This is a genomic window from Oceanisphaera ostreae (genome assembly GCF_042676125.1).
Taxonomy (GTDB): Bacteria; Pseudomonadota; Gammaproteobacteria; order Enterobacterales; family Aeromonadaceae; genus Oceanimonas; species Oceanimonas ostreae.
In genome coordinates, this window is record NZ_JBHTJS010000036.1 from 73,318 (window position 1) to 97,861 (window position 24,544).

At 49.3% G+C, this 24,544-nt stretch carries 19 protein-coding genes and 1 pseudogene; 4 read left to right on the forward strand and 16 right to left on the reverse strand.

Annotated features, from left to right (window positions below; all coding sequences use genetic code 11):
* Positions 1–96: 96 nt before the first annotated feature.
* Positions 97–4,215: a hypothetical protein gene (locus tag ACFQ1C_RS10065; protein ID WP_379558478.1), complete on the reverse strand. Its 4,119-nt coding sequence runs from the start codon at positions 4,213–4,215 to the stop codon at positions 97–99.
* A gap of 304 nt (positions 4,216–4,519) precedes the next feature.
* Here ACFQ1C_RS10065 and sstT point away from each other — a divergent pair, with 304 nt between their 5' ends.
* A complete protein-coding gene (gene sstT, locus ACFQ1C_RS10070) occupies positions 4,520–5,740 on the forward strand; it encodes a serine/threonine transporter SstT (protein WP_379558479.1) in 1,221 nt (406 codons plus the stop codon).
* Between the two features lie 89 nt (positions 5,741–5,829).
* On the opposite strand, the gene ACFQ1C_RS10075 is transcribed toward sstT, so the two are convergent.
* Positions 5,830–6,723 carry a LysR substrate-binding domain-containing protein gene (locus tag ACFQ1C_RS10075; protein ID WP_379558480.1) on the reverse strand — a complete coding sequence of 298 codons (894 nt, stop codon included), beginning with the start codon at positions 6,721–6,723 and terminating at the stop codon, positions 5,830–5,832.
* A 92-nt stretch (positions 6,724–6,815) separates the two neighbouring features.
* Between ACFQ1C_RS10075 and ACFQ1C_RS10080 the strand changes: the two genes are divergently transcribed.
* The gene (locus tag ACFQ1C_RS10080; protein ID WP_379558481.1) at positions 6,816–7,775 is read left to right on the forward strand and encodes a TDT family transporter; all 960 of its coding nucleotides are present in this window, start codon (positions 6,816–6,818) and stop codon (positions 7,773–7,775) included.
* A gap of 375 nt (positions 7,776–8,150) precedes the next feature.
* On the opposite strand, the gene ACFQ1C_RS10085 is transcribed toward ACFQ1C_RS10080, so the two are convergent.
* From ACFQ1C_RS10085 to ACFQ1C_RS10105, 5 genes are all read right to left on the reverse strand, one after another.
* Complete coding sequence (locus ACFQ1C_RS10085) at positions 8,151–8,984, reverse strand: metal ABC transporter permease (RefSeq protein WP_379558482.1); 834 nt, start codon at positions 8,982–8,984, stop codon at positions 8,151–8,153.
* Entirely contained in the window at positions 8,981–9,838 is an 858-nt protein-coding gene (locus ACFQ1C_RS10090; protein ID WP_379558483.1) for a metal ABC transporter permease, read from the reverse strand. The genes ACFQ1C_RS10085 and ACFQ1C_RS10090 overlap by 4 nt, the downstream gene beginning before the upstream one ends.
* Positions 9,822–10,742, reverse strand: a complete 921-nt coding sequence (locus ACFQ1C_RS10095; protein ID WP_379558484.1) for a manganese/iron ABC transporter ATP-binding protein — start codon at positions 10,740–10,742, stop codon at positions 9,822–9,824. The genes ACFQ1C_RS10090 and ACFQ1C_RS10095 overlap by 17 nt, the downstream gene beginning before the upstream one ends.
* Positions 10,739–11,662 (reverse strand): metal ABC transporter substrate-binding protein, encoded by a 924-nt coding sequence (locus ACFQ1C_RS10100; protein ID WP_379558485.1) that lies wholly within the window; start codon positions 11,660–11,662, stop codon positions 10,739–10,741. The genes ACFQ1C_RS10095 and ACFQ1C_RS10100 overlap by 4 nt, the downstream gene beginning before the upstream one ends.
* A gap of 267 nt (positions 11,663–11,929) precedes the next feature.
* On the reverse strand, positions 11,930–12,820 hold the full coding sequence (locus tag ACFQ1C_RS10105) for a LysR family transcriptional regulator (protein ID WP_379558486.1): 891 nt from the start codon (positions 12,818–12,820) through the stop codon (positions 11,930–11,932).
* A gap of 103 nt (positions 12,821–12,923) precedes the next feature.
* Between ACFQ1C_RS10105 and ACFQ1C_RS10110 the strand changes: the two genes are divergently transcribed.
* Positions 12,924–13,676, forward strand: coding sequence for a gamma-glutamyl-gamma-aminobutyrate hydrolase family protein (locus ACFQ1C_RS10110; RefSeq protein WP_379558487.1), 753 nt, complete (start codon positions 12,924–12,926; stop codon positions 13,674–13,676).
* 116 nt (positions 13,677–13,792) lie between these two features.
* The gene (locus tag ACFQ1C_RS10115) at positions 13,793–15,220 is read left to right on the forward strand and encodes an alanine/glycine:cation symporter family protein (protein ID WP_379558488.1); all 1,428 of its coding nucleotides are present in this window, start codon (positions 13,793–13,795) and stop codon (positions 15,218–15,220) included.
* 320 nt (positions 15,221–15,540) lie between these two features.
* On the opposite strand, the gene ACFQ1C_RS10120 is transcribed toward ACFQ1C_RS10115, so the two are convergent.
* The 9 genes and pseudogenes from ACFQ1C_RS10120 to ACFQ1C_RS10160 all read right to left on the reverse strand — a co-directional run.
* Positions 15,541–16,584 (reverse strand): NADP-dependent oxidoreductase, encoded by a 1,044-nt coding sequence (locus tag ACFQ1C_RS10120; protein WP_379558489.1) that lies wholly within the window; start codon positions 16,582–16,584, stop codon positions 15,541–15,543.
* A 24-nt stretch (positions 16,585–16,608) separates the two neighbouring features.
* The gene (locus ACFQ1C_RS10125; RefSeq protein ID WP_379558490.1) at positions 16,609–17,766 is read right to left on the reverse strand and encodes an iron-containing alcohol dehydrogenase; all 1,158 of its coding nucleotides are present in this window, start codon (positions 17,764–17,766) and stop codon (positions 16,609–16,611) included.
* Between the two features lie 96 nt (positions 17,767–17,862).
* The gene (locus ACFQ1C_RS10130) at positions 17,863–18,450 is read right to left on the reverse strand and encodes a TetR/AcrR family transcriptional regulator (protein ID WP_379558491.1); all 588 of its coding nucleotides are present in this window, start codon (positions 18,448–18,450) and stop codon (positions 17,863–17,865) included.
* A gap of 287 nt (positions 18,451–18,737) precedes the next feature.
* Positions 18,738–20,027, reverse strand: a complete 1,290-nt coding sequence (locus tag ACFQ1C_RS10135) for a hypothetical protein (RefSeq protein WP_379558492.1) — start codon at positions 20,025–20,027, stop codon at positions 18,738–18,740.
* Positions 20,028–20,124: 97 nt separating this feature from the next.
* Positions 20,125–21,633, reverse strand: a complete 1,509-nt coding sequence (locus tag ACFQ1C_RS10140; RefSeq protein WP_379558493.1) for a tripartite tricarboxylate transporter permease — start codon at positions 21,631–21,633, stop codon at positions 20,125–20,127.
* A 24-nt stretch (positions 21,634–21,657) separates the two neighbouring features.
* Positions 21,658–22,146, reverse strand: a complete 489-nt coding sequence (locus ACFQ1C_RS10145) for a tripartite tricarboxylate transporter TctB family protein (protein WP_379558494.1) — start codon at positions 22,144–22,146, stop codon at positions 21,658–21,660.
* A gap of 91 nt (positions 22,147–22,237) precedes the next feature.
* Positions 22,238–23,203 (reverse strand): tripartite tricarboxylate transporter substrate binding protein, encoded by a 966-nt coding sequence (locus tag ACFQ1C_RS10150; RefSeq protein ID WP_379558495.1) that lies wholly within the window; start codon positions 23,201–23,203, stop codon positions 22,238–22,240.
* Positions 23,204–23,219: 16 nt separating this feature from the next.
* On the reverse strand, positions 23,220–23,966 hold the full coding sequence (locus tag ACFQ1C_RS10155; RefSeq protein ID WP_379558496.1) for a GntR family transcriptional regulator: 747 nt from the start codon (positions 23,964–23,966) through the stop codon (positions 23,220–23,222).
* 141 nt (positions 23,967–24,107) lie between these two features.
* Positions 24,108–24,539: pseudogene (locus ACFQ1C_RS10160) on the reverse strand (DUF4172 domain-containing protein); the annotation flags it as partial.
* Positions 24,540–24,544 lie beyond the last annotated feature (5 nt).

Consider the following 24,544-nt stretch of genomic DNA (forward strand, 5'->3'; position numbering starts at 1 on the left):
TTATTGATCCTTGTCTAAAAATAAATCCCGAAAACGTACTCTATGCAAAGCTTATCCCACGGTAAACCGCTAACCATCATCTGATGTCCATTTGGCTCAGTTTTTGGGTGGATTTTCGTTACTACCCTTAGTTTTGCCGCTATTTCCAAACTCGATATGTAAATTAAATGGCCGCCAGAACCCCTGCTGAGAGAAACACTCCCATCCCCAACGTAACCAACGTAATAGGGCAAAGGCCAGCCACAGTGCCCAGCTGAGCATTAATAAGCGATATACCAATAAGGGCACCGATAATACCCAAGCCTGAGGCAAGCTGGCTGCACTTCTATCTTGATACCAGCGCAGCAGATTGCCATAAGAGCGGTTACCGCTGATCTGCATATTGGGCACACCCAGCAAACCCTGCTGTATGGCAAAAAACAGATAACTTAGCGCCAATAAGGTCAGTAACACCAAGCCCACCTGTACCAAGTTGAACAACTTACCCGCCGATTCATGCTGCCAACGGCCGCGCAAGCCCAGCGCCAGCAGCCAGCCGACTACGATAAATGCCATCCATAGCGGAATTTGCGTTAGCCCGATGCCGAGCAATAACCAGTGATGAAAACGCAGCGGCGTACAGCGTATGCGGCTCAAGCCAAAGGCCAATAGCACAATAATTGCCAGCAAACTCCAGAATAATACCGCCGGGCCCATGCGTGGACCTGCGGCAAATAACACCCAGCGATCTTCACCGAGATTTAGCTCAATATCGTTATTAACGCTGGGGCTGTTCAGGCCAATTAATGGCGTAGTGAGCAACGGTTGAATGCCGTCGTTGTGACGCCAGTTAATACTCAGGTTTTGCGCACCTGGGGTGAGTGGAATAATCAGACTATTGTCTTGTTGCAGGCGAAGTGGCTGGCTTTTACCGTTAATAACCACTGACAGCAGGCTAATATCATCAGGCAATTGCAGGCTGTGTTGGCCCCCTTGGCTGCTGCGTAGTTGTAGCGTTAAGTTGGCATCCATGGCTCTATGGCCAGGTGTCATGATCAGCTTAGTGTGGTCTATGGTCAGAGTTTGTCCGGGTACACCAGAGGGACGACTAATGCGCAGTGTTAATGACTCACCCGGCCATGGGCGCCACTCTGGCAGCCAGTGGCCGCTCGCATCTTGATGGTGAATCACCGGCAAGCCGCTGGTTGTTACGTGCCAGATGGCGCTGGTATCTAGCTGCCAGCTTTCCGTCCAGTGATCGGTGTTGGCGGCGGTAAGGGTGAGCTCATCTGACTTTTCTAATCGCGACTGCCAACTGACTTCACGCTGGTTGGCGCCTAAGTTTATTATCGCCTTACCGTCTTGCACACGAATGCCGTCGGTAAGTACTGACTCACCTTCTAGTAGCGGTATGGCCAGCAATATGGGCTGGCCAAGTGGCGATTTCCGGCGCACTTGGGTCACTATTTTCCAGTCTAGATCGAGGCGCAAGATTCGCTCCACCCCAACAAACCCCGGTTGTGCGCCGGGCTCTAGTTTACGAGGCTCTGGGGTAGAGCTGGAGGTTTGCACTTTATTTAACTGCAGTTGGGCACTCGGCACGCCATTTTCATCTACTCCTTGCAGCGACCAGCCCAACGCTTGAACGGTCACCTGATGGGGGCGCAACGCTAGCGGGAGCGTGATATTGCTTTGCTTGGATAAAGGACCCGTTAGACGAACGGTATGAATACCCGCCGGCAAGCGCACATATAAGGTGCCATCCGGCTGGCGCAGTAGGGCACTGGTGGCACTACCATTAACCAGCACCTGACTGGGTAGCCAATGCTTGGCGTTGGCCGGCATTGGCACGGCCACGTCTTGCTGAGTATGCACTTCTAACTCGATTACCAACCGCTCGGCATCCGCAAGCTGTTCGTTATCTACAAGGAGCTGCATAGTGGCGATTTGCGCGCAATGCGGCAGGCAGTCTGGGGGCGTTAGTAGCTTGGTTTTTAACTCAGTTAACAGCTGAGCGTCGGGCATGGCAGCTTGTGCTGGGGTGGTGGCCATCAGTAAAGGCAACAACAAGGCAGCAGGTAACAGCAATGACCAGAGGCTACCTTTTTGCAGGGCCTCTTTTTGGCGGCTGAGATTGAGGCCGGTCATGCGTAATACCAAGAGGCTAACCAACAGCACGCGCAGCAGGTTTAATACTAAGTTCATCATGGGTGACAGTAGCACTAACTGTATTTGCTGATCTCGCTGTACTGGGCCATTCCAAGACAAGTCTACGCTGCTCCATTGCCAATTGGGTAGGCCCGGGCCGGTTTGTACTTTGGCATTGGGATCAATTTGCGTTAACGGTGCCGACTTACCTTGCGGTGCCGATAAGGTGAGTTGCTCGCCAGCCATGTCTTGGCGCTTTAAAGATGAAAGAGGTAATGCAGATTGCTCCATTTGATCACTGCTTATCGCTTCCATGGGCGCTTCATCCATTACCGAAAAAGGATGGTAAGGCGCAGTGTTCGCTAACTGCGGATACATAGCGGTGCGTACCTCGTCCACCATAAAGGGAATGGCAATCAGCAGCAGTATCAATAGGCTGATATTACGATAACCGATCACCCCTTTCTTTAGCCGGCCAGCGGGCAAGACCCTAAGCAGAGCCGTGGCGGCCAACAAATGTAGCCACACCCAGCGTGGCGGGCCAAAGCCTGCCGCTTCGTGCCAGATCAGCGAAAGTGTAAACAGAGTAATCATCCCCCATTGCCAGCCCCATAAACGAAAGGCGGCCACGGCGGCAATTAATACCAAAAATAAGTCTAGTAGGGTCCAGCGTTGTAACCAGGTATTGGGCGCGCTGTCCATCCCCGAGGCGGACAGTAAGGTCCAGCCGGGTGGCAGGTTTAGCTGGGTATGCAAAGACTGTAAGTCTATATCCCAACCCACGGCGGGCAGGGTATAAATTGCCTCTTGGTAGCGGCTGTCGGCGGTTAAATTTAGCTGGCCGCGACGCACTTCCACACCCACTTGCTCCGACTCGGCCTGCTGAGTAATAAACTGTGCTTGGCCATCCATCGCCACGCGACCCAGCAGCAGATCGGGCTGAGTTTCTAGTCGCCAGCCTTGGTTCATACGGCCAGTAATGGTGTCTTGCACACTATAACCGCCGCCATCAAAGTCCAGCCATAGCTGGCGCCGAAGACTAAGTTTGTCGGGTTGTGCATTTTGATTGCCGCGGCGAATTTCACGCAGCCCCATGCTCTCGCCTTGGCTCAGCTGATAAGCCGGTAACTGCTGCCAATCTGGTGGTAAGTTGGTTTGTTGCGGATCAACCGCCGTTAGGTTTTCTACTTCCACTAAGCGCAGTTGAGAGTCCGCCTGAAATACCCATACTTCTTGCTCAGGCCAAGGGGCGGGCGCTTTAGACAAGGTAAGGTTATTAATATTAGCTGGGTGGCGGCTAACTAGACTGATGCTCCAGCGGCCGGGACGAACTTGTACTCTTAGTTGGCCATTAGGCTCTAATCTGGCAGGGAGCGGGCTATCCAGTTGCAGGGGTATTTGTTGGTCGAGTAATAGCGGCCCCAGCAACAGCTCGCGTTGCTCGCCGGCCACCTCTAAGTTGATTAAGGTGGTCACTTGCAGGGGAATGCTGTCTGTTATTTTTCGATATACCTGCAGCGAGAGGGCATCACCTTGTGGTGACGTGGCGGGTTTATCGGTATCGCTTTGGCCGAGCCATAAGCGACCTTTATTATCCAACTCTACCGACTCTATAGGCTTATTATTAATAGTAAGCGCTAACAAACCAGTGGCGGGGCTGAGCATTAAATTTTTAGGTAATCGTGCCCACTGCCATTGCCCGGTAATAAGATGCAGGCCTGCTGCTAACTTAATACGAGGCTGACCATTATCAATCGAGACTGGCTGAGGTTTGCCATTCACGGTGACCTGTTGTGGCCAGTGTTGCTGGTTACCGGGCAGTTGTACCCAGCTGTCATTATATAATTGCCACTGCTGGCTAAACTGACCGCCGTTATCGGTTAAATCTAGCGCTAGCTTGGTTGGCCAAGCACATTGATACCCCTCGGCTTGGTTATAAATAAACGGGCATTGGCGCTGCTCTTCACCATCCAGCACCCATTCAATCCAAGGCTGTAATGGGGCGGGTACTTGCTCTGGGCTGATGGCGCGCGCAGCAAGAGAGAACAAGGTAAGCATCATCAGTAACACAAGGGTGACACGGCGCATAAGATTCCCTTCTTTGCTTAGTCGATAACGGGCAGCATTGGTATTCGATTTAGAATCATTATCCTAGCATGAAGACCTGAAAACATAGCCTTTAGTCAAACGGTGAGGGTGATACGTAAGGAGTGAGGGGTAAACCAGACCATAAATGCGGCTTTTATATAACTAAAGCAGCATATAAAAGCGTCTTGATGTGCGCTTCGTTGCAAAATGCTGCATTTTTGGTTTTTTTATAGAGAGTTGTGCTATAAAATCGCAGCCATATTGGTATATGAGATGGAATTTCTCCCCCATCAAAGGATGAACTATGAACCACACCCAACCCCTGTTATTACGCCTGACGAATCGTGTTAGTTTAGTGACGCAAATTGTGATTGGTATTATTGCCGGTACCCTACTGGCCGTTGTTGCACCAGAGGCCGCCAACTCGGTTGGTCTTTTAGGTAACTTGTTTGTCAGTGCGCTTAAAGCCGTGGCCCCTATATTGGTCTTTGTGTTGGTGGCGTCTTCCATTGCTAACCACAAGCAAGGTAGCCAAACCAGTATCAAACCGATATTGGCGCTTTATTTTATAGGTACTTTTGTGGCGGCACTCACTGCCGTGCTCATGAGCTTTATATTTCCTACTGAATTAGTGCTAGCAACTCATGGCGTGGAGGCTTCTCCGCCAGAAGGCATCGCGGAAGTTCTGCAAACGCTGTTATTCCAAGTCGTCGATAACCCCGTTAATGCACTGCTGACCGGTAACTTTATCGGCATTCTGGCCTGGGCTATTGGTTTAGGTCTGGTGATGCGCCAAGGTGCGGACTCAAGCAAGCATCTATTTCGCGATATTTCTGATGGCGTATCCAGCATCGTAAAATTGGTTATTCGATTGGCGCCGATTGGCATCTTTGGCTTAGTGGCCAGTACAATAGCGGCTACCGGTTTTGATGTGCTGTGGGGCTATGCCCGATTGTTAGCGGTATTAATTGGTTCTATGCTGATTATTGCGTTGGTGATGAATCCATTAATTGTTTATTTTAAAATTCGCCGTAACCCTTACCCGTTAGTGTTCCAGTGCCTGCGCGAAAGTGGCGTAACTGCCTTCTTTACTCGCAGCTCGGCCGCCAACATTCCGGTTAACATGGACTTATGTAAGCGCCTAAACTTGCATGAAGATACTTATTCAGTATCTATTCCGCTGGGTGCCACCATTAATATGGGCGGTGCGGCGATAACGATTACCGTATTAACCTTGGCTGCTGTACATACGTTAGGTATTGAAGTGGATTTGGCCACGGCCTTGCTGTTAAGCGTCATCGCGGCAGTATCGGCTTGCGGCGCTTCCGGTGTGGCAGGTGGTTCTTTGCTGCTGATCCCATTGGCGTGTAGCTTGTTCGGTATTCCTAACGAAGTAGCGATGCAGGTAGTGGCCGTCGGCTTTATTATTGGTGTACTGCAAGACTCGGCAGAAACCGGTCTTAACAGTTCTACCGATGTGCTCTTCACCGCCGCCGCCTGTCAGGCTGAGGAAACTAAAGCCTGATAAGCTACCGCGTTCAGCTATAAGCAATCAGTATTAAGATAAGCCCCGAGCCTTTAGGTTCGGGGCTTTTTGTTTTTCTAGCTGACAGCTTATAGCTGACGGCTGAAAGCTTTGTTTTCCTCATGTAGCTGACAAAGTGAGATAAAACGGCGTAATAAGGCCGAGTGATATTTTTGTTTATGCCATACCAGCTTGAGCGTGCGAGATAAGTGAGTGTTCACATTAATAATCTCTAAGCGGCCAGATAATAGTCGGTCGCTTACGGCTCTTCTTGATACAAACGCCAATCCTAACCCTTGTTCCACCGCCTGCATTACCGCCTCTAAGGTATTTAGCTCTAATAGCTGACCCAGAGTGCCAATATGTGGTGCCAACTCGCGATCAAACTGTTCACGGTTGCCCGAGCGAGGTTCACGTAATACCCAGTTATGGTGTGCAAGTTGCGCCAAACTAGGTAGTTGCTCACCTGCTAAAGGGTGAGCGGGGTGAGCAATAATTAACATCTCATCACTTAACCAGTCTTGGGTCACTAAGTTGGGGTGATAGTTTTCGCCCTCAATTAACGCCATATCCAGCTCAAAACGCTGCAACATCTCACACAGGTTATGGGAATTAGTGATCCACACCTTCGCTTGCAGCTCGGGCTGTTGTGCCAATAACTTAGGTAATAGGTAATTGCCGATAGTTTGGCTGGCGCCTAAACGTAAGCTGCCACTGGGCGCGCCTTGTTCGTCAAACAGGTGCTCAATATCGGTGATACGGCTTAAGACTTCTTCGGCCAGCGGCTGTAACTGGCGACCTTGCTCGTTGAGTTGTAAGCGTGGATGCACGCGGTCGAATAAGGGGTGATCCAATTGACGCTCCAACTCTGCCAAAGCTTGAGATAAAGCGCCTTTGCTTAAAAACAGCTCCTCTGCGGCCAAACCTAAGTTGCCGTGGCGAGCAATAGCGGTGAACACCTGTAGTTGTTTCAAACTTATCATTTAGAAAAACCAAACACCTTGTTTAAATCATTTAGATATCGTAAATGATAAAGTTTTTTTATGATTAGAGCCAATTACCAAGGAGGCCCACCATGCTGAATATTTCTCGAAATCGTTTTGCCAATGTTTCCACTCCCATGGCAGGACTGGCGTTAGGTATCGCCAGCCTAGGCTGGGCCTGGGAAAATGTGGGCCTATTTGCTGGTGGTGCACAAATGTTGGGCGCCATTATCGCCGCCGTTTTGCTGCTGATATTAACTGCTAAGTTTATGTTGCATCCGCATTTGTTGGCGCAAGACCTAGCGCATCCTGTAGTAGGTAGTGTGGTGCCTACTTTTGCCATGGCGACCATGGTGGTGTCTTGTGCGGTAGGTGGTAACTTGGGCTCCGGCCTGTGGCTGTTTGCCATCGCACTGCATCTGATATTTTTGGTCACCTTTATATGGCACCGCCTTAAAGACTTTCAATTACACCACATGGTACCCAGCTGGTTTGTGCCACCCATTGGTATCATAGTGGCTGATGTAGCCAGCCCCGGTGGTGCCTTTGCCCCTTTGGCCCAAGTGCTACTGTGGTTTGGTATTGTTTGCTATGCCGTAATGTTGCCGATGATGCTATATCGCCTGATATTTTGTGCCGAGGTGCCGGATGCAGCCAAACCGACTATCGCCATTATGGCGGCACCTGCCAGCCTATCGTTAGCTGGTTACCTGACTGTAACCGCCGAGCCTGCCCCGGTGTTGGTTGCGGTGTTGTTAGGTATCGCCGTGTTAATGACTGATCTGATTTATTTGGCCTTCATTAAGTTATTACGCTTACCCTTTAGCCCCGGCTACGCTGCTTTTACCTTTCCGTTGGTAATAGGCGCCACCGCCTTATTTAAAGTGGTTACTTTGGCTGAAACATTAGGCTTGGATGCTGCGGCTATTAATCAGTTACGTTGGATGGCAGAAGGCGAGTTGGTGATAGCCACTCTGGTCGTTAGCTATGTAGCACTACGCTTCGCTCAAAATTTTAACCCACTGCGTAAGGCACTAGCTGAGTTGGCTTAATGATTTAGCAGGGCCCAGCACCAATCTTAAAGAACTTTTCGCCACGGAACCCACGGAAAAGTAAAGATAAAATCTGAAAAAAATTTTATTAGATAAACACTATTTTGTGGTTTTGGTGTGTTTTTTGTAGTCTGACGCTTTAGCTGTCAGTCTCGCTTGGCGAGATTTAAAAATCACCCTGCTGGCGCAGCCTCAACAGCTAAACTCCGGCTACAAGAGAGTCGGAGTTTAGTCCTTACTATTGGTATAAGAATCCTTTTTCGCTTTTATCTCTATTTTTCCGTGTAATCCGTGGCAAAAATAGCTCTAGGTCGTAGTTTTTAGTGTTTAGAGCTTATGTTGACCTCTTCACGTTTCACTCCTTACGGTAAATACTTACACCTCACTTACTACATTAGCCTGTTTGCGGGTGGCGTATATAAAGGCGGCAATAAAGAACAGGGTGAGCAGCAGCACTATGGTGGGAGCTGGCGCGCTGTCGATAAAAAACGACGCATATACACCGAAAAAGGCACCAATGACGGCGATAATTACCGATAATAGCAACATAGTGCTAAATTTATTGGTGAGTAAGAAGGCGATAGCACCGGGTGCAATCAGTAGCGAAATCGCCAAGATTAAGCCTACTGACTTTAAAGCGGCTACTATGGTCAGCGCTATCAAACACAATAGGCTGTAATGCAACACGTTCACTCTTAAGCCGATGGCCTGAGCGTGAGCCGGATCGAAAGCATGCAGTAAAAAATCTCGCCACTTGCCGACTAAAATCAGTACCGTAATCAACGCAATTACGCCCGTTTCAATAATATCTGGCCAGCCTACGCCGAGCATATCGCCAAATAGAATATGGTCGAGATGCACATCGGAATGAATTTTTACATACAGCAGCAGCCCCAAGCCAAACATGCCGGAAAATACGATGCCCATTACGGTGTCTTGCTTGATGCGGCTGTTATTTTTTAAAAAACCAATCGATAGCGCACATACCATACCGGCGATAAAGGCCCCGATAGTAAAAGGCGCACCAACGATATAGGCGATCACCACGCCAGGAAACACTGCATGGCTCATGGCATCGCCCATTAACGCCCAGCCTTTTAGTACTAAAAAGCAGGAAAGTAGGGCAGTAGGTACCGCAATTAACACCGAAATAATCAGCGCATTCACCATAAAGGTAAACTGAAAGGGTGCTAGTAATGTTTCGATCATCGTGCCTCCTCCAGGGCTTGTGCCGCTCGTTTACGGGCGGCAAAATAACCATGTTTAGGTGCCAAGAAGAAAGCGAATAAAAACAATAACGTCTGTAGCACCACTATGATACCGCCGGTAGCACCATCCAAAAAGTAGCTGGCATAGGCGCCAACAAAGCAGGTCACTGAGCCAATAGTGACGGCAATAATCAATAGTTTAGGAAAGCGGTCGGTTAATAGGTAGGCCGTAGCCCCCGGTGTCACTACCAAACAAATGACCAGAAACGCGCCCACGGTTTGTAGCGCGGCTACGGTAGAAGCAGCCAGCAGGGTAAAAAACAGTAGTTTGATTTTGGTGGGGCTAATACCAATCGAGCGGGCATGATTTTCATCAAAGAACACCACTAAAATATCCTTCCACTTAACCAGCAAGATCAGCAGTGACACCACACTGATGATCACCAACTGAAGAATATCCATCGGATCGATAGCCAGAATATTGCCCAGCACGATGGTTTTTATGTTTACCGCCGTTGGCTTCAACGACACCATAAACAAGCCGAGAGCAAAAAAGCTGGAAAAAATTAGCCCGATAATCACATCTTCTTTAAGCTTGCTGCGCTGATTTAAAAACAGCATGGTGCCCGCCGCCAAACCTCCGGCAAAAAAAGCGCCCAGCGAAAAGGGCAATCCTAACATATAGGCGCCTGCCACCCCCGGCACGATGGAGTGTGACAGCGCATCGCCGATCAAAGACCAGCCTTTAAGCATTAAATAACAAGATAAAAAAGCACACACGCCCCCCACCAAGGCGGATACCCACATGGCGTTGAGCATGTACTGATAACCGAAGGGCTCAAGCAGTATCGTCATCCTTTTCATCCTCCCACTTACTTTGCGCTTCTCGGTTATGAGCTTGACCAGCCTTAATGATCAGCGGTCGTTCGTCGTCACTGATAATGCCGATTGAATGAGGTCTGCCGTGATGATTCTCATTGAGCACGAAGTGACGCAGTACACCGCCAAAGGCTAACTCTAGGTTATCTTGAGTAAAGGTATCTTGCGTAGTGCCATGGGCCAGTATCGTGCCTTTAATCAAGATAGTGCGATCACAAAACTCTGGCACCGAGCCTAAGTTGTGAGTGGACACTAACATTACGCGGCCCTCGGCGCGCAATTCACGAAGCAGTGCGATAATTTGGTCTTCGGTTTTTACATCGACCCCAGTAAAAGGCTCATCCAGCAAAATAATTTGGCCATTTTGTGCCAAGGCGCGGGCCAGAAACACCCGCTTTTTCTGCCCACCGGATAACTCGCCAATTTGGCGTTTGCGAAACTCACTCATATTGACCCGCTCCAGCGCTTGGGTCACCGCAGCATGGTCAACGGCCTTGGCGCGACGTAACCAACCCATGTGGCCATAACGACCCATCATGACTACATCTTCTACCAGCACCGGAAAGTTCCAGTCCACTTCTTCGGATTGCGGTACATAGGCCACTAGGTTTTGGCGCAGCGCCTCGTCCACACTCATGCCCAGTACGCTGATATTGCCCTTAGCCAAGCGTACAAAGCCCATAATGGCCTTAAACAGCGTCGACTTGCCCGAACCATTCACGCCGACCAGCGCCGCTATGGTGCCGGTAGGGATGGTAAAACTGGCATCACGCAATGCGGTATGGCCATTGCGATAGGTGACGGTGACATCTTCTACCGTCATGCCGGCACCGGCAGTTAAAGCTGTTACTGCGTCTGTTTGCTGATGCCCGTCGTTCATTTGGCCAACCCTTCTTTTATGCCGCTAACAATGGTTTGTGAAGTCACGCTGAGTAAGTCGAGATAAGTGGGCACAGGACCATCTTCTGCACTTAATGAGTCCACATATAAAACGCCGCCATAGTGGCTGCCGGTCTCTCGAGCCACTTGCTTGGCGGGTTTGTCGGAAATGGTACTTTCACTGAATACGGCGGGAATTTGGTGCTGGCGCACCGTGTCTATCACCTTGCGTACTTGTTGTGGCGTACCCTGCTGATCGGCATTAATCGGCCACAAATACAGCTCTTTTAAGCCAAAATCTCGCGCCAGATACGAGAATGCGCCTTCACTGGAGACCAACCAGCGCTTATCGACCGGCAGCTCATTAATGAGCTGCTGAATGGGGGCAATTTCCGCTTCAATTTTTGTCTTGTAGGCGGCGGCATTGTCTTTATAAATCGCGGCGTTGGTAGGGTCGTACTTCACGAAAGCATCGCGAATATTATCGACATAAATAATGGCATTTTTAGGGGACATCCACGCATGTGGGTTGGGCTTGCCTTCATAAGGGCCGGCCACCACACCCATGGGGTCGATGCCATCAGACACCACCACTTCTGGCATCTCTTTCATATTTTGATAGAACTTCTCAAACCAGAGTTCTAAGTTCAAACCGTTAGAAAAAATAAGTTGGGCATCGTGGGCGCGAATAATATCGCCTGGGGTCGGCTGATAATCGTGAATTTCGGCGCCGGGTTTAGTAATAGACTCCACGATGGCTGCGTCGCCCGCTACGTTTCGCGCCATATCGGCAATGACGGTAAAAGTGGTCACCGCTTTAAATTTTTCTTGTGCGCTGACGGGAGAGGTTATTAATAGTAGGGCAGAACAAGCGACTCCCAACAGGTTATTGAATACGGCAACGGTCTTCCTGTTCAACATGGTTACTCCTTATAATGTATGAAGGTATCTAAACCGCGATTACCCCAGCGTTTACTCAATATCATTATAAATGGTAATAATTTCTATTTATTGGGTTTTAGCAACAAAAAAAGCGCCGCAGCGCTCAGTAATGAGTTAGTTCCAACGATACACCACATTAAGTGAATGTGATCTATATCTCAAATATAGCGTGTGACTAACGGCATATTTAAGATCTGTTGAGCCACTCGCAGTGGCTTTTGTTCCGCGGCGACACACTTCTTTGGGTTAGCCTAGCGTCTGACTTTTTATATATTCGATAAATAACAGAGAGATATCATCCGGCGACTCAGGGTTCCAGACCATGCTGAGATCGAAGGTGAGCCGGTGATTACTCAGAGGGATGGCTTTTATAGAAGGAGGAAGTTGGTCCAAGATACCTTCTCCCATAATGCCGATGCCTTCACCCATGCGCAGGTGCGCCATCATGTCTGGCAGTTCGTCGGCTTCTGCGGCAACCCGAGGGGAAAAACCGGCACTTAAGCAGATGGCATTAATAATTTCGCGATAGTAGCCCCAGCGCTGAATATTGCCCAATATCATGGGTTCATCCGCCAGTTCTTCAACTTTTAGCCTGTTGCGGCTAAACCAGGGATGGCCCTTGTTGACCAGTACCATTGGTTTTTCTCGGGATATTCGCCAAGATTCCAGCGGCTGCTTGCAGGCAATGGAAAAGGCAAAGCCGAGGTTGATGCTGCCTTTATCTAGAGCCTCTAACTGTTCATTAGTGGCCAGCAGACGCAGGTGAACGTCAATATCCGGATAGGCTTTTCTAAAGCCGACAATTAGGTCGGGCATACAGCTCATTGAGGCAAAGATACCATATCCGATCAATAACTTGCCCGACTTGCGGAGTGCACAGTCGCGGGCCATGGATACCCCTTGCTGCAATATTCTGGCGGCGCGATGGGCATAGTCGACCAGTACCAATCCGGCCGCCGTGGGTACCACTCCGCGCGGTTGGCGCACCAGCAGTTGTAACCCCAGCTCTTCTTCTAGGGCTTTCATGGCTCGGCTTAGTGCGGGCTGGGCTACGTGCAGCTGTTTTGCCGCCGCATGAATGTTGCCTTGCTCCACAACAGCCAAAAATTGTACGAGGCGTCGTTGAAGTAATTCCACTCAAGATACTCTTAAGGTATTCACATATGCTTAATATATATTATTAAAGTATTAACCGCGCGCGTAATCTTGCGCAACGATTTTTACTGATCTGGAAAATAATATGAAACCGTTAATAGGCGTGTTGTCTGACTTCAGCGAAGACGATCAGATCGGTGTCTCAACCAAACTGGGGTTTCGCGGACAAGAATGGCAACTGTTGGCCAGCGATTATGTGCGTGCCATCGAAAACAGTGGGGGCATTCCCGTGATCATTCCCGTGATGCAGAATCAGGATAACCTGCCCGAGCTGTTGTCGCGCTTAGACGGCCTGTTTCTGACCGGCGGCTCAGACATCGATCCCCAGCTGTACGGTGAGCTACCGCGCGCAGGTCTGGGTGATATTAATCCTCAGCGGGATGCTCATGAGCTGGCTTTGGTGCGTTATGCATTAGCGCATATGGACTATCCCATACTTGGAATTTGCCGTGGCCTGCAGCTTTTGAATGTGGCGGCAGAAGGTACTTTGTATCAGGACTTAGCCAGCCAGCGACCTTCCGATTTGCATCACACCAACTGGAACGCTCCCAAACATCATCCGGTGTTCACCGCTGATATTAGCAGTGGCTCTCGCTTGGCGGCGGCGTTTGATGCGCTTGCTATGCCAATCAACAGCTATAACCATCAGGCTGTGAAGGAGTTGGCCCCCGGCTTTCAGGCCACTATGACAGCGCCGGATGGCTTGATCGAAGGCATCGAAAAAGACGGCAACAGATGGGTATGTGCGGTGCAATGGCATCCGGAGATGATGGCAGAACGTCATCCTAAATATCTTCGGTTATTCAGCAGCTTCGTTGAAGCCTGCAAAAAATCATAACAGGTAGTGGCTCGTTAAAAGTGCATGGCGTTAAGCCATGCCAGACAAGAGAGCCTAGTTTGCTAGTTCTCTCTTGTCTGGTGAGTGTGTTGCCAGGAAACTAAAGCAATTAGATTATGGATAATATTATGTCGACCATTAACGAAATTATTGGCACCCTGACCGGTTTGATTTGGGGCCCTTGGATGCTGGTTGCCCTAGTAGGCATCGGGGTTTATTACACCTTGCGTCTGGGGTTCTTTCAGCTGCTTCGTTTTCCATTTGTTATCAAACAAACCTTAGGTCGCGCCTTTCTGCCTGAAAGCAAGATTGCCGGTGAAGGCACCTTGCTGCCACGCCAAGCGGCATCTGCGGCTCTATCGTCAACCGTAGGGGTGGGCAATATAGTCGGGGTAGCCAGCGCATTGTTGTTGGGTGGGCCCGGCGCAATTGTTTGGATGTGGATATCGGCTTTCTTTGGTATGGCCACCAAGTACGCAGAAATCGTGCTGAGTATTGCCTACCGAGAAAAAGACCAAAATGGCATCTATCATGGTGGTCCGGCTTGGTATATGAAAAAAGGCCTGAAGGCCCCTTGGCTGGCCAATATTTTTACGGTCTGTCTAGCTGCAGTGTGCCTGGCGGGCAACATGATTCAATCCAACGCCATCGCCGGCAACGTTGAAAGTGTGACCACACTGGATCCGCTGTGGACCGGCCTGATTTTGATGGCTTTGGTCGCCGCCGTTTCTGTGGGTGGTGTGCGCCGACTGGGCAAGGTCACCGAGAAGATAGTACCTATTATGGTGGTGTTCTATCTGCTGGGTGGCATTATTACCATTTTGTACCACGCTACAGCGCTGCCAGAAGTGATTGCAGGTATGTTTAGTTCTGCTTTCTCGCTGGAGTCTGTGGGCGGTGGCGTGGCGGGTTATGCCATTATGGAAATTATTCGCTACGGTGTTGCACGCGGCCTCTATTCCAACGAGGCAGGTATGGGTACGGCTCCCATTGCTCACGCATCGGCCAAAACTGATCATCCAGCTCGCCAAGGCATGTGGGGTATTACCGAAACCTTTATCGATACCTTTTTGGTGGGTACCATTACCGCGCTAGCTATCTTGACCAGTGGCGTGCTGACCCCAGAAAGTGATGCCGCCATTTTGGCTAGTCAGGCATTCGATACCGTGGTGCCCGGCTTTCGCTATATTGTCTCTATCTCGATAGTACTGTTTGCCTTTTCCACTATTATCGCCATCAACTACTACGGCGAGTCCATGTGTTTCTTCCTCGGTGGTCGGCGCCTGTCTTTGGCTTATCGCTATATATTTCTGCCTTTTACCGTGATTGGTGCCATCGGCGGTTTGAAGATGATTTGGTCCGTTTCCGACTTGCTATTCGGCTTGGCGGTGATCCCCAACCTGATCGCGATACTGTTGCTGAGCCCCAAGGTCATTGCTTTGTCGAAGGAGTTCTTTCAAGACATAGCCGTACGTGAACGCAAGCAGGAACAGGCCGACGCTAAGGCGAAGGCTCAAGCAAGGTCCAACGCTGCTGGCGGTTGATGAAAGTAACATGCAATTGACGCGGTATCGCTGAATAGCGCGCCGATGAAGCGTCACTTAGTCGATGAATAAAAACCCGGTGAGCACCTGCCCACCGGGTTTTTGTTTTGTATCGTTCGCTGAAAACTCGACGGCTCTCTAACCAATGCCAGTGTCAGGCGTCTGCCACCAGCAGCCGGGACGCTGAATATTGGCTCAGGTCGGTGGTAAACTCGGCTTTTAGCAAGGGTTTGCTGAAGTAAAATCCCTGAATGGTATCGACTCCCTTCAGCCGCCTCTATATTGAATGGGGCGGCGTAAATGGCCGCCCCGTTTGTTACTTAAGCCAGTTCGTCGTCGCCGACACGTATTACCAGCTTGCCAAAATTCTCGCCTTGCAGCAGACCGATAAAGGCTTGGGTTGCTTGGTCTAGTTCGTCCACTATTTGCTCGCGATAGTGGATTTTGCCCTCATTTAGCCATTGGCTCATGTCTTGGGCAAATTCGTTATAACGATGGGCGTAATCGTCGAAGATAATAAAGCCCTTCACCGTCATGCGCTTAACGAGAATAGAGCCCATCAGTTGGCCTAAGCGATCTGGGCCATCCGGCAATGCGGTGGCGTTGTACTGAGAAATTAGGCCGCATACTGGAATACGGGCACCGGTGTTTAGTAGCGGCAAGACTGCATCTAATACTTTGCCACCCACACTTTCAAAATACACATCAATGCCATCTGGGCAGGCCTTGGCCAGCTGCTCGGCAAAGTCGTCAGCCTTGTGATCGAGACAGGCGTCTACGCCTAAGTTGTCTCGGGCATAGCTACATTTATCTGTGCCCCCGGCGATGGCCACTACTTTAGCGCCTTTCAGCTTGCCTATTTGCGCTACCATGGAGCCTACGGCACCGGTAGCGGCGGCCACAACGATGGTTTCGCCTGGTTGTGGTTTACCTATGTCCAGTAAGCCCATATAAGCGGTAAAGCCTGGCATGCCCAATACACCCAAGGCATAAGAAGGCGGCACTTGAGTGGGGTCCAACTTGATCAGTCCCTCGCCATTAGAAAGCGCATAATCCTGCCAGCCGCTGTAGCTAAGTACCCAGTCACCTACTTGAAAATCTGGATGGTGGCTGGCGTGCACTCGGCTAACGGTGCCGCCGACCATGGGCTGACCAATGGCCACCGGATCCGCATAGGATTTGGCGTCGCTCATGCGACCGCGCATATAAGGGTCCAGGCTTAAAAACACCGTGCGCAATAGCACTTCACCTGACTGTGGTGTGGGGATGGCCGTTTCGTGCAGCGCAAAGTCATTGACCGTGGGCGCACCTACCGGCCTTGAGGCCAAGGTGAGCTGGCGATTGGTGTGCTGAGTTTGTCTCATATTTTCTCCTTCGCTATTGGCTGATTACAGGCTGGCTAACAGTATTTGGCGGCAGTGCTCGGGGGTGACGTCACCGTGCTCACCAAGAGCCACCATGCCGTGGGCTTGCAAGCTGTTGATGATGGCGTCGATATGCTCTGCACCTAGGTCATAGTCGCTAAGGCGAGTTTTAACGCCCACGGACTCGAAGAAAGCGCGGGTGTGTTCAATGGCGGCCTCGGCTTTTTCATCATCGCTACCTTCACGGATATCCCATACTCGCTCGGCGTATTGCACCAGCTTGTCAAGCTTAGTGGCTTTACGCTGACGCAGCATCTCCGGCAAAATAATGGCCAAGGTTTGGGCGTGATCCAAGCCGTGCAAGGCGGTGAGCTCATGACCCAGCATGTGGGTTGCCCAATCTTGGGGTACACCGGCACCAATTAAGCCATTAAGCGCTAAGGTGGCGGTCCACATTAAGCTGGCGCGCGTTTGGTAGTCTTCTGGATTGGCTAAGGCTTTAGGGCCAATTTCAATTAAGGTTTGTAGTAAACCTTCGGCAAATCTATCTTGCACCGGCGCATTTGCGGGATAAGTTAGGTACTGCTCAATCACGTGCATAAAGGCATCAACCACGCCATTGGCAATTTGGCGGGTGGGCAGGGTGTAGGTCTTTACCGGATCCAGAATCGAAAATTGCGGATACACCAGCTCACTCATAAAGGGCAGTTTTGCGTGCAGTGACTTGCGGGTGATCACCGAGCCTTTATTCATTTCTGAGCCGGTGGCCGGCAGCGTTAACACGCTACCAAAGGGCAGGGCGCTGGTGATGTTCTGGCCGCCTTGCAGCAAAATATCCCAAGCATCACCTGCATATTGTGCGGCTGCCGCCACAAATTTGGTGCCATCGATCACCGAACCACCGCCTACGGCGAGTAAGAATTCAATGTTGTTTTCGCGAACGACCGTGACGGCTTTCATTAAGGTTTCAAAGCTGGGGTTGGGCTCTATGCCACCAAACAGCTGTACTTCGCGCTCACCCAAGGCAGCGGTTACTTCATCCAAGGTGCCAGTACGACGGGCACTTTCGCCGCCAAATAACACCAGCACCCGAGCCTTGGCCGGTACTAGTTGGTCTAGGTTCGCAATTTTTCCAGCACCAAATTCGATACGGGTTGGGTTGTAAAAGCTAAAGTCTTGCATAAGTTGTCCTACAAAGTTGAGAGTTTAAATTAGACCGGTCGTCTAGTTAAGTGTGGTAAAAAAGCTCGCACCATTGGCGAGCTTATCGCAATAAAATTACTCAGTGTTGAGTAGCTGGCATGTCATTTTCATGGCCAAGTTCATATGTTGCTCATCACGGTGCAGCTTAGTCAGCAAGCTGGCGCCCAGCCACAACTGATACAAGCTGGTGGCCAAAAAGTCCGGCTGGGTACTGTGTAAAGAGCCTTCACTAACCCCTGCTTCAATACAGCGGGTAATGCGCTCGATAACCTTATTGGTGCCGGCTTTTAGCGTGAGCCGCATTGGCTCCGATAAGTCCGCTACTTCGGCACTTAGCTTAACCACCAGGCAGTCGCTGCGACTATTTGGGCCACAGTAGCGGCGTTGCCACTCTTCCCAGTAGCTCATTAACTGCTGCTGGCTACTCAAGCTGGGCTTGCTGAATAACAGATCGAGCTCAGTCAGATAAAATTGGAAGTAATCTTCCAGCAGCGCCTGACCAAACTGCTCCTTCGACTTAAAATAGTGGTAAAAGGAGCCCTTAGGCACACCAGCCTGCTGCAACAGTGCGCTTAGGCCAACCGAACTAAAGCCCTTTGCTGCGAGAATCTCGCGACCGGTATCGAGTAAGTGTTGGCGTGTATCTTGATGTTTTGTGTTCATGAAAGGCACTTTACATATTATTAGACCAGTCGTCTAGTGATTTTTGCTATGGGATTATATAAAATAGCGCTTAGCTTCGATGTTGGACGCGATATTTTTCTGATGGTGACTAATCGGCTCAATTATAGTGAGCAGCTAGCGCTGCTTACCGACGGTACAGTGCCAATGAAGAGTAACATTGCTCGCCTCTCACGGCCGTGACAATGCCTGAGCCCTCCAGAGTTCCTGCAATGTTGGCACTTCCGCCATCCATGGCGGTCGTATCGCATTTTTAATACTAGATCTCGTTAACTTCCTACGACTGGTTTCACATCTAAGATATACATCTGCCGCGTATTTTCGTGTACCGAGTCGATACATACTTGGGTTCCGTCGTGATTCCAGCGAGGATGCAGATCGCAGCGGCTTACTTTCTTGAGATCTGAAGTGTAAAACTCGCCGATTTCATGTGCTACATCTTGGTCATTGTCGTAAATGAGCAACTTGCGAATGTTAGTTTCAGCATCGGGGTAAGTGTCAGTCAACAGCCAGCGCGTATCTACTGGTGAGTAACTCATGTGACCATTTTCGGTAAGCAAGTCACCACTGATTATCTTCACTTCCCCATTAGGTGCATCGTGATAGAGGTGATAATGGATAGCGTCATTATGGGGGCCCCAAACGATGATGTAACTGTCATCTTTCCACATTGGATGAGAGATCTGATATTCGGACTTCTCGTAGTCGTAGGTGCCCACTGCATTAGGGTCAAAGCCGACCTCTAGTTGCGGAAGTGGATGATCAGAACACTCCAGCAGGCGCAGATCGCTACCATCCGGATTGATGGTCATCAAACGATGTATAAAGCAGGTCTCGTCCTCAACACGTCTAGTCCAGCGATGTAAAAATAGAATGCGGGAAGAAGCGGGATTAATCTCGATATGGCTAATCCAGTGAACAGCATCATCCATGGAATCGCGATGGTGAAACTTGCTGAGTTCATCATAACTCACCAGCAGTGTTGTTTCGCCACTATCCAAGTCTAGTCGGCATAAGCCGTCATCAGCTGGGCATAGCGGCATGTCTGTTTTCTTGTCGTCCGCTTCGCTATAACCGATGGTCTCGTGAGTGATGTAGAGCCGACTAAAGTCGACCGTTATAGCGTAGTCACTATTGGGAGCCACAGAGTAGATTGGGTCTGCCAACAATCGCTTATCACCACTTTCTAGGTCATGAATTGCGGCGCCAAAGCTTGGATAGCGACCTTGGGGCTGTTCAAGTCGTACGTTGTAGATAACCTGTCGCCCCGATCTTCCTGCCAACCACTGTAATTGGCAACCCATTTGCCAGTTCCAGGTAGTGGTGTCACCGATCTTGTGGAAGGTGTCATTATTCTCTGTATCGAAGTAACCAACTTCGGCAGAAAGCTCGGGTGTTAAATCTGCATCCATCATGGGTACACGATCGGCCAATATATAACGGCCATCCTGGCTCCAAGGACTTTTATTATAATAACCGAAGAAGTGATTGTACTCCGCATCTCCTAGTTGGCGTATTGAGCAGGGAGTTTTAACGAGTTTGTGATGTGAAGAATCCATAAATTTATGCTCCGATGAGTATCTATTTTTAGTAGAGGTGTTTAGAGGGTTCTGACCGAGTGCAGTTACACTCGGTCAGTGTTATCAGGTGTAATAATTATGCTGTTTCTTGACCGTCTTGAGACGCCCGACGTGATTTGAGATAACCCATAATTATCGACGCGAGGCAGAGCACTACCAGTACAAGGGAAAACGGTCGCGTGATGAATTGCACTAATAACTCTCCGACATCGCCACGCACTAGAGTTAGGGCTCGTGACAAATTCGACTCCGCCATAGTACCTAGCACCAACCCTAGTACCATGGGCGCGCGCGAGACCGAGAAGAACATAAATAAGTAGCCGATGACCCCGATACCCAGCATAAGCCCTATGTCACTTACTTGCCCGCGGATAGCATAGGAGCCGATAACTGCCAAGGTAAGGATAGAAGCAGCAAGGATCTCTTTAGGTAAAAGAATGACTTTTACGCAGTATTTAGCTACCAGAAGACCAATAGGTACGAACATTAAATTGCTGAATAATAAACTGAAAATGAAACCGTAGGCTATGTCTGGCGAGTTATCGAACAAAATCGGACCAGGAGTTAAGCCATGAATAATTAAGCCTCCCATCAACACCGCGCTCACGGCGTTACCGGGAACGCCTAGAGTGAGTAGCGGCACCAATGAACCCCCAGTAACGGCATTATTAGCCGTTTCGGCGGCCACTAAACCCTCTTCTGAACCTTTACCGAACTGCTCTGGCGTACGAGAGCTGCGCTTTGCTGCATCATAGGCTATAAAGCTGGCAATACTTTGTCCGGCTCCAGGTATGATACCAATCACAGTGCCGATCACGGAGGAACGTAGCACGTTAAGACGCTGTGCCAGCACGCCTTTTAAAGCGCTTAATGCTCCCGTGAACTGAGAGTTTTCACGCTTTTGCGAGGAGGTTTTCTCGCTAAGGATATTGACAACTTCCGGTATAGAATAGAGTCCGATCAGTGTGATGACGAGTGGAATACCATCGTATAGCGAAGGCTGGCCTAAAGTTAGGCGCATTTCACCGGTCAGAGAATGCATGCCAATCAAGCTTATGATTAATCCTAATACGCCTCCTATCATGCTTTTCAGCATGCTGCCTTCAGACAGCGAAGCAATAATAGTTACCCCGAATAAAGCTAATAGAAAGTATTCAGGGGCGCCTAGCATTAAAGAAAATTCGGATAACATCGGTGCCATAAATAACAGCACAATGGCACTAAATATACCGCCTATACAGGATGCAAAAACCGAAAGACCAACGGCGCGGCCCGCTTGGCCGTTGCGAGTCATTGGGTAACCATCTTGACAGGTCGCCACTGCAGATGGCGTACCAGGAATATTGAGCAAAATAGCACTAATCGAGCCGCTAAACGTTGATGCTAAGTATATCCCGCCTAACAGGGCAAGCCCCACGGCAGGGGGAAATGAAAATGTTACGGGAATTAACAACGCAACACCCATAGTGCTGGTTAGGCCCGGTAACATGCCGATAAAAACGCCGATCGTGACACCTACAAATGCTGCAAGCAGCATACTAGGTTGCGATGCGGTGAGTAATCCAATAGATAGAGCGTCCAACATAGTGTAGATCCCCGTAAAAATTTATTAGACGATTTTGAAGAACTCGTCTAATGGCAGGATACTATCAGGCAAACTTACGCCTAATGCGTTAAAGAAAAGCATGAAAATTAATATTGATAAAATAGCACTGTAGGCTAGATAGTAATTGCGATGCTTACCCGAAAAGAAACACATGGACAGGTAGACGAAGAAGAAAGTTGCGAGAGCAAAGCCAACTAATGTAATCGTTACGATATATCCACCCACAAGTCCAAAGACAAGTAATGCCTTGAGTAGCTGGTGAGCATCCTCGCTTTTAAAGTAAGGCGCTGAGTGTCCATTCGATATTACTAGGCGACGATATTGAACAACACGAATAATAAGAAATGTGGCACTCATTACTACCAATATGATTGCTAATCCCCGTAAGAAAAAAGAAGACTGCAGGGAGTAGCTAAACGATTCCCAAGTTATCCAGATGCCTAAGATAGTTAAAACCAGCGCAAAGGCGGCATCTCTTTTAATATTTATCACGTTTGTACCTCGGATAAGAAAAGTCGCGTTTTATTCTTTGACGAAGTGAAATAACTTTCCCGCAGGTAATATTGCCTGCGGGAAAATTGGATTATTTCATCAGGTCAATGTAGCGCTTGGTCCCATCACGTGAAGATTTTAGGGTCTCTTCAAAAGCTTCACTGTTTTGATAAGTTAACGTGATGCCTATGTTTTGAGCCGCCTTGATGAAATCTTCATCTTTAAGCAGTGACTCGAAAGCTTTTTCCAAATGCTCAACACGCTCTTTGGAAACACCAGCTGGCGAGGCAACACCTCGAATGGCAGTGCCTATATCAGCAACATCAGTCCCTGAAGCTTCATTAATGGTCGGCAATTCTTTCAGTGCAGGATGACGTTCGGGTGCAAAAACCGCTAACGGGCGAATTCGACCGGACTCAATAAATGCTAAGGCTGAGCTGGTGGTCAGCAAAGCAGCCTCTACTTCATTACCTAGTAGCGCCGTTGCAGAAGGACCTGAGCCACTGTAACTGACGAAGTTGATGTCTAGCGATAGTGCATCTTCGAGAGCTGCAGCCTGAAGATGGATATTGGACTGGGGACCGTCGCCGGAGACATTAATCGAACCTGCGTTGTTCTCGACTTTTTTGGCAAAGTCCTCAAAGCTCTGGTAATCGCTCTTAGCATTCACCGCTAGCAATATCGGGTCAGACTGAATGTTGGCAATCGCTTGGAAATCATCCAGTGTAAAGGCCACATTCTTACGCAACATCTCGATCATAAAGATAGATGGTGAGCTAAGAAGACCTACGGTATAGCCATCATTATCGGTTTTAGCTAAGCGGGTGAAACCTATCTGACCGCCGGCTCCCGAGGCGTTTTCCACCACCATACGAGCGCCAAGATAAGGCTCAATGTGTTTTGCCATCAAGCGTGCAACGGTATCATTACCGCCACCGGGTGAGTAGGCGACGATCATTGTTACCGGTTTTTCTGGGTAATCATCGGCTATCGCGAGTGGAGTAGTCAAAACGCTGGAACAAACAATGGCAGTAAAAAGCTTTTTATATAATTTCATCACGGCTTCCTTGTGTTTATTTAGCTTTTATTTTAAGAACATGGCGACAACGACTTCCGCTGAATAGCCACTTAGAGAAAACAATCGCCCGTCCCTGTTGATCGTAGGTCGTGCGCTCATTTAATAGGCCCGCAGCCGGTATCTTCTTAATACCCAACACCTTAGCTTCTTCTTCAGTGAGAAGAACCGGTTCGATCTGGAGCGTAACCTCCCCAATTAGAAGGCCAAACTCACGGGTTATTTTGTTTGAAAAAACTTTAGTAGAAGTGAAGTCTTGTGCGGTAAGACCAGGAAACAACGACTTAGGTAGATAGATTTTTTCAATAAACAGTGGTTCGTTATCAGCGAGACGAAGACGCGTCACCTTGATAACCTCTTCGCATGCCTGCCCCAGTCGCGAGGTAGCGCTTGGCGAATGGTAGCTGGTATCGAAGTTGATAAGCTCTACCTTATTGGTATGACCACCCGCTTCAATTTGCATGTCAAAGTCGTGCAGGCCGAGCAGGTCACGTTCCACCTTCTCGGCGCGTTTTACAAAATTACCGGCACCTCGTTGGGTTACCACTAACTTTTCGTTTTTTAGTTGACTAATTGCCTCGCGCACAGTGGCGCGGCTAACGTCGTGACTCTCTCGTAATACTCGCTCAGGAGGAAGCATATCCTCAGGTTTCAATATTCCTGTATTGATTTGCTGACGTAAAATCTCTGCCAGCTGGAGATACAGTGGAATGGGGCTTTGTCTGTCAATTGTCATGTCGCGCATATCGTTATCCATGAGACAGTCGGACGTCATGATGTCCGTACCAATTTCTAGATGTTAGTTTATTGTTGCTAACGCTGTCAAGGTGGGTTTTGTAAATGTAAATATAGACGAGGCTGCCCACTTCCAACGGCGTTGTTTCCTCTAAAGCTCAGGCTTAAAAATAGAGCAGTTATTTACTCCGTTTGGTATAAGCTCGGCTGCTAATCTATCTCGGGGAGGAACCTCAAAGTGGACCTTTGGCTTATCTAGACGACCAGATACGACTTGCATGGGTTCATCGCCACTAAGTTGCCCAACCTTCAGCGAGTGGCTGGTCAGCATGCCAACCTCATCAGGAAATAACCAAACATGCCATTGCGACAGTCGCTCTCGAGTAAAGGGCTGCTGATGTTCCTGGATTGCATCCATTAACATGGCTGCCAGCCCTTCGGAGCGTTCTGATACCGGATAAGGATGGTCTTCAGTTACCTTCAACCGCCGAGCCAGAGAAGAGCGTACTGACTGTACATTCAGGGTTTCGTTTTCGATGGCAGAAGAAGCCACAATGCTTTGCTGTAGGGTATCCAAAGCCTGTTGCG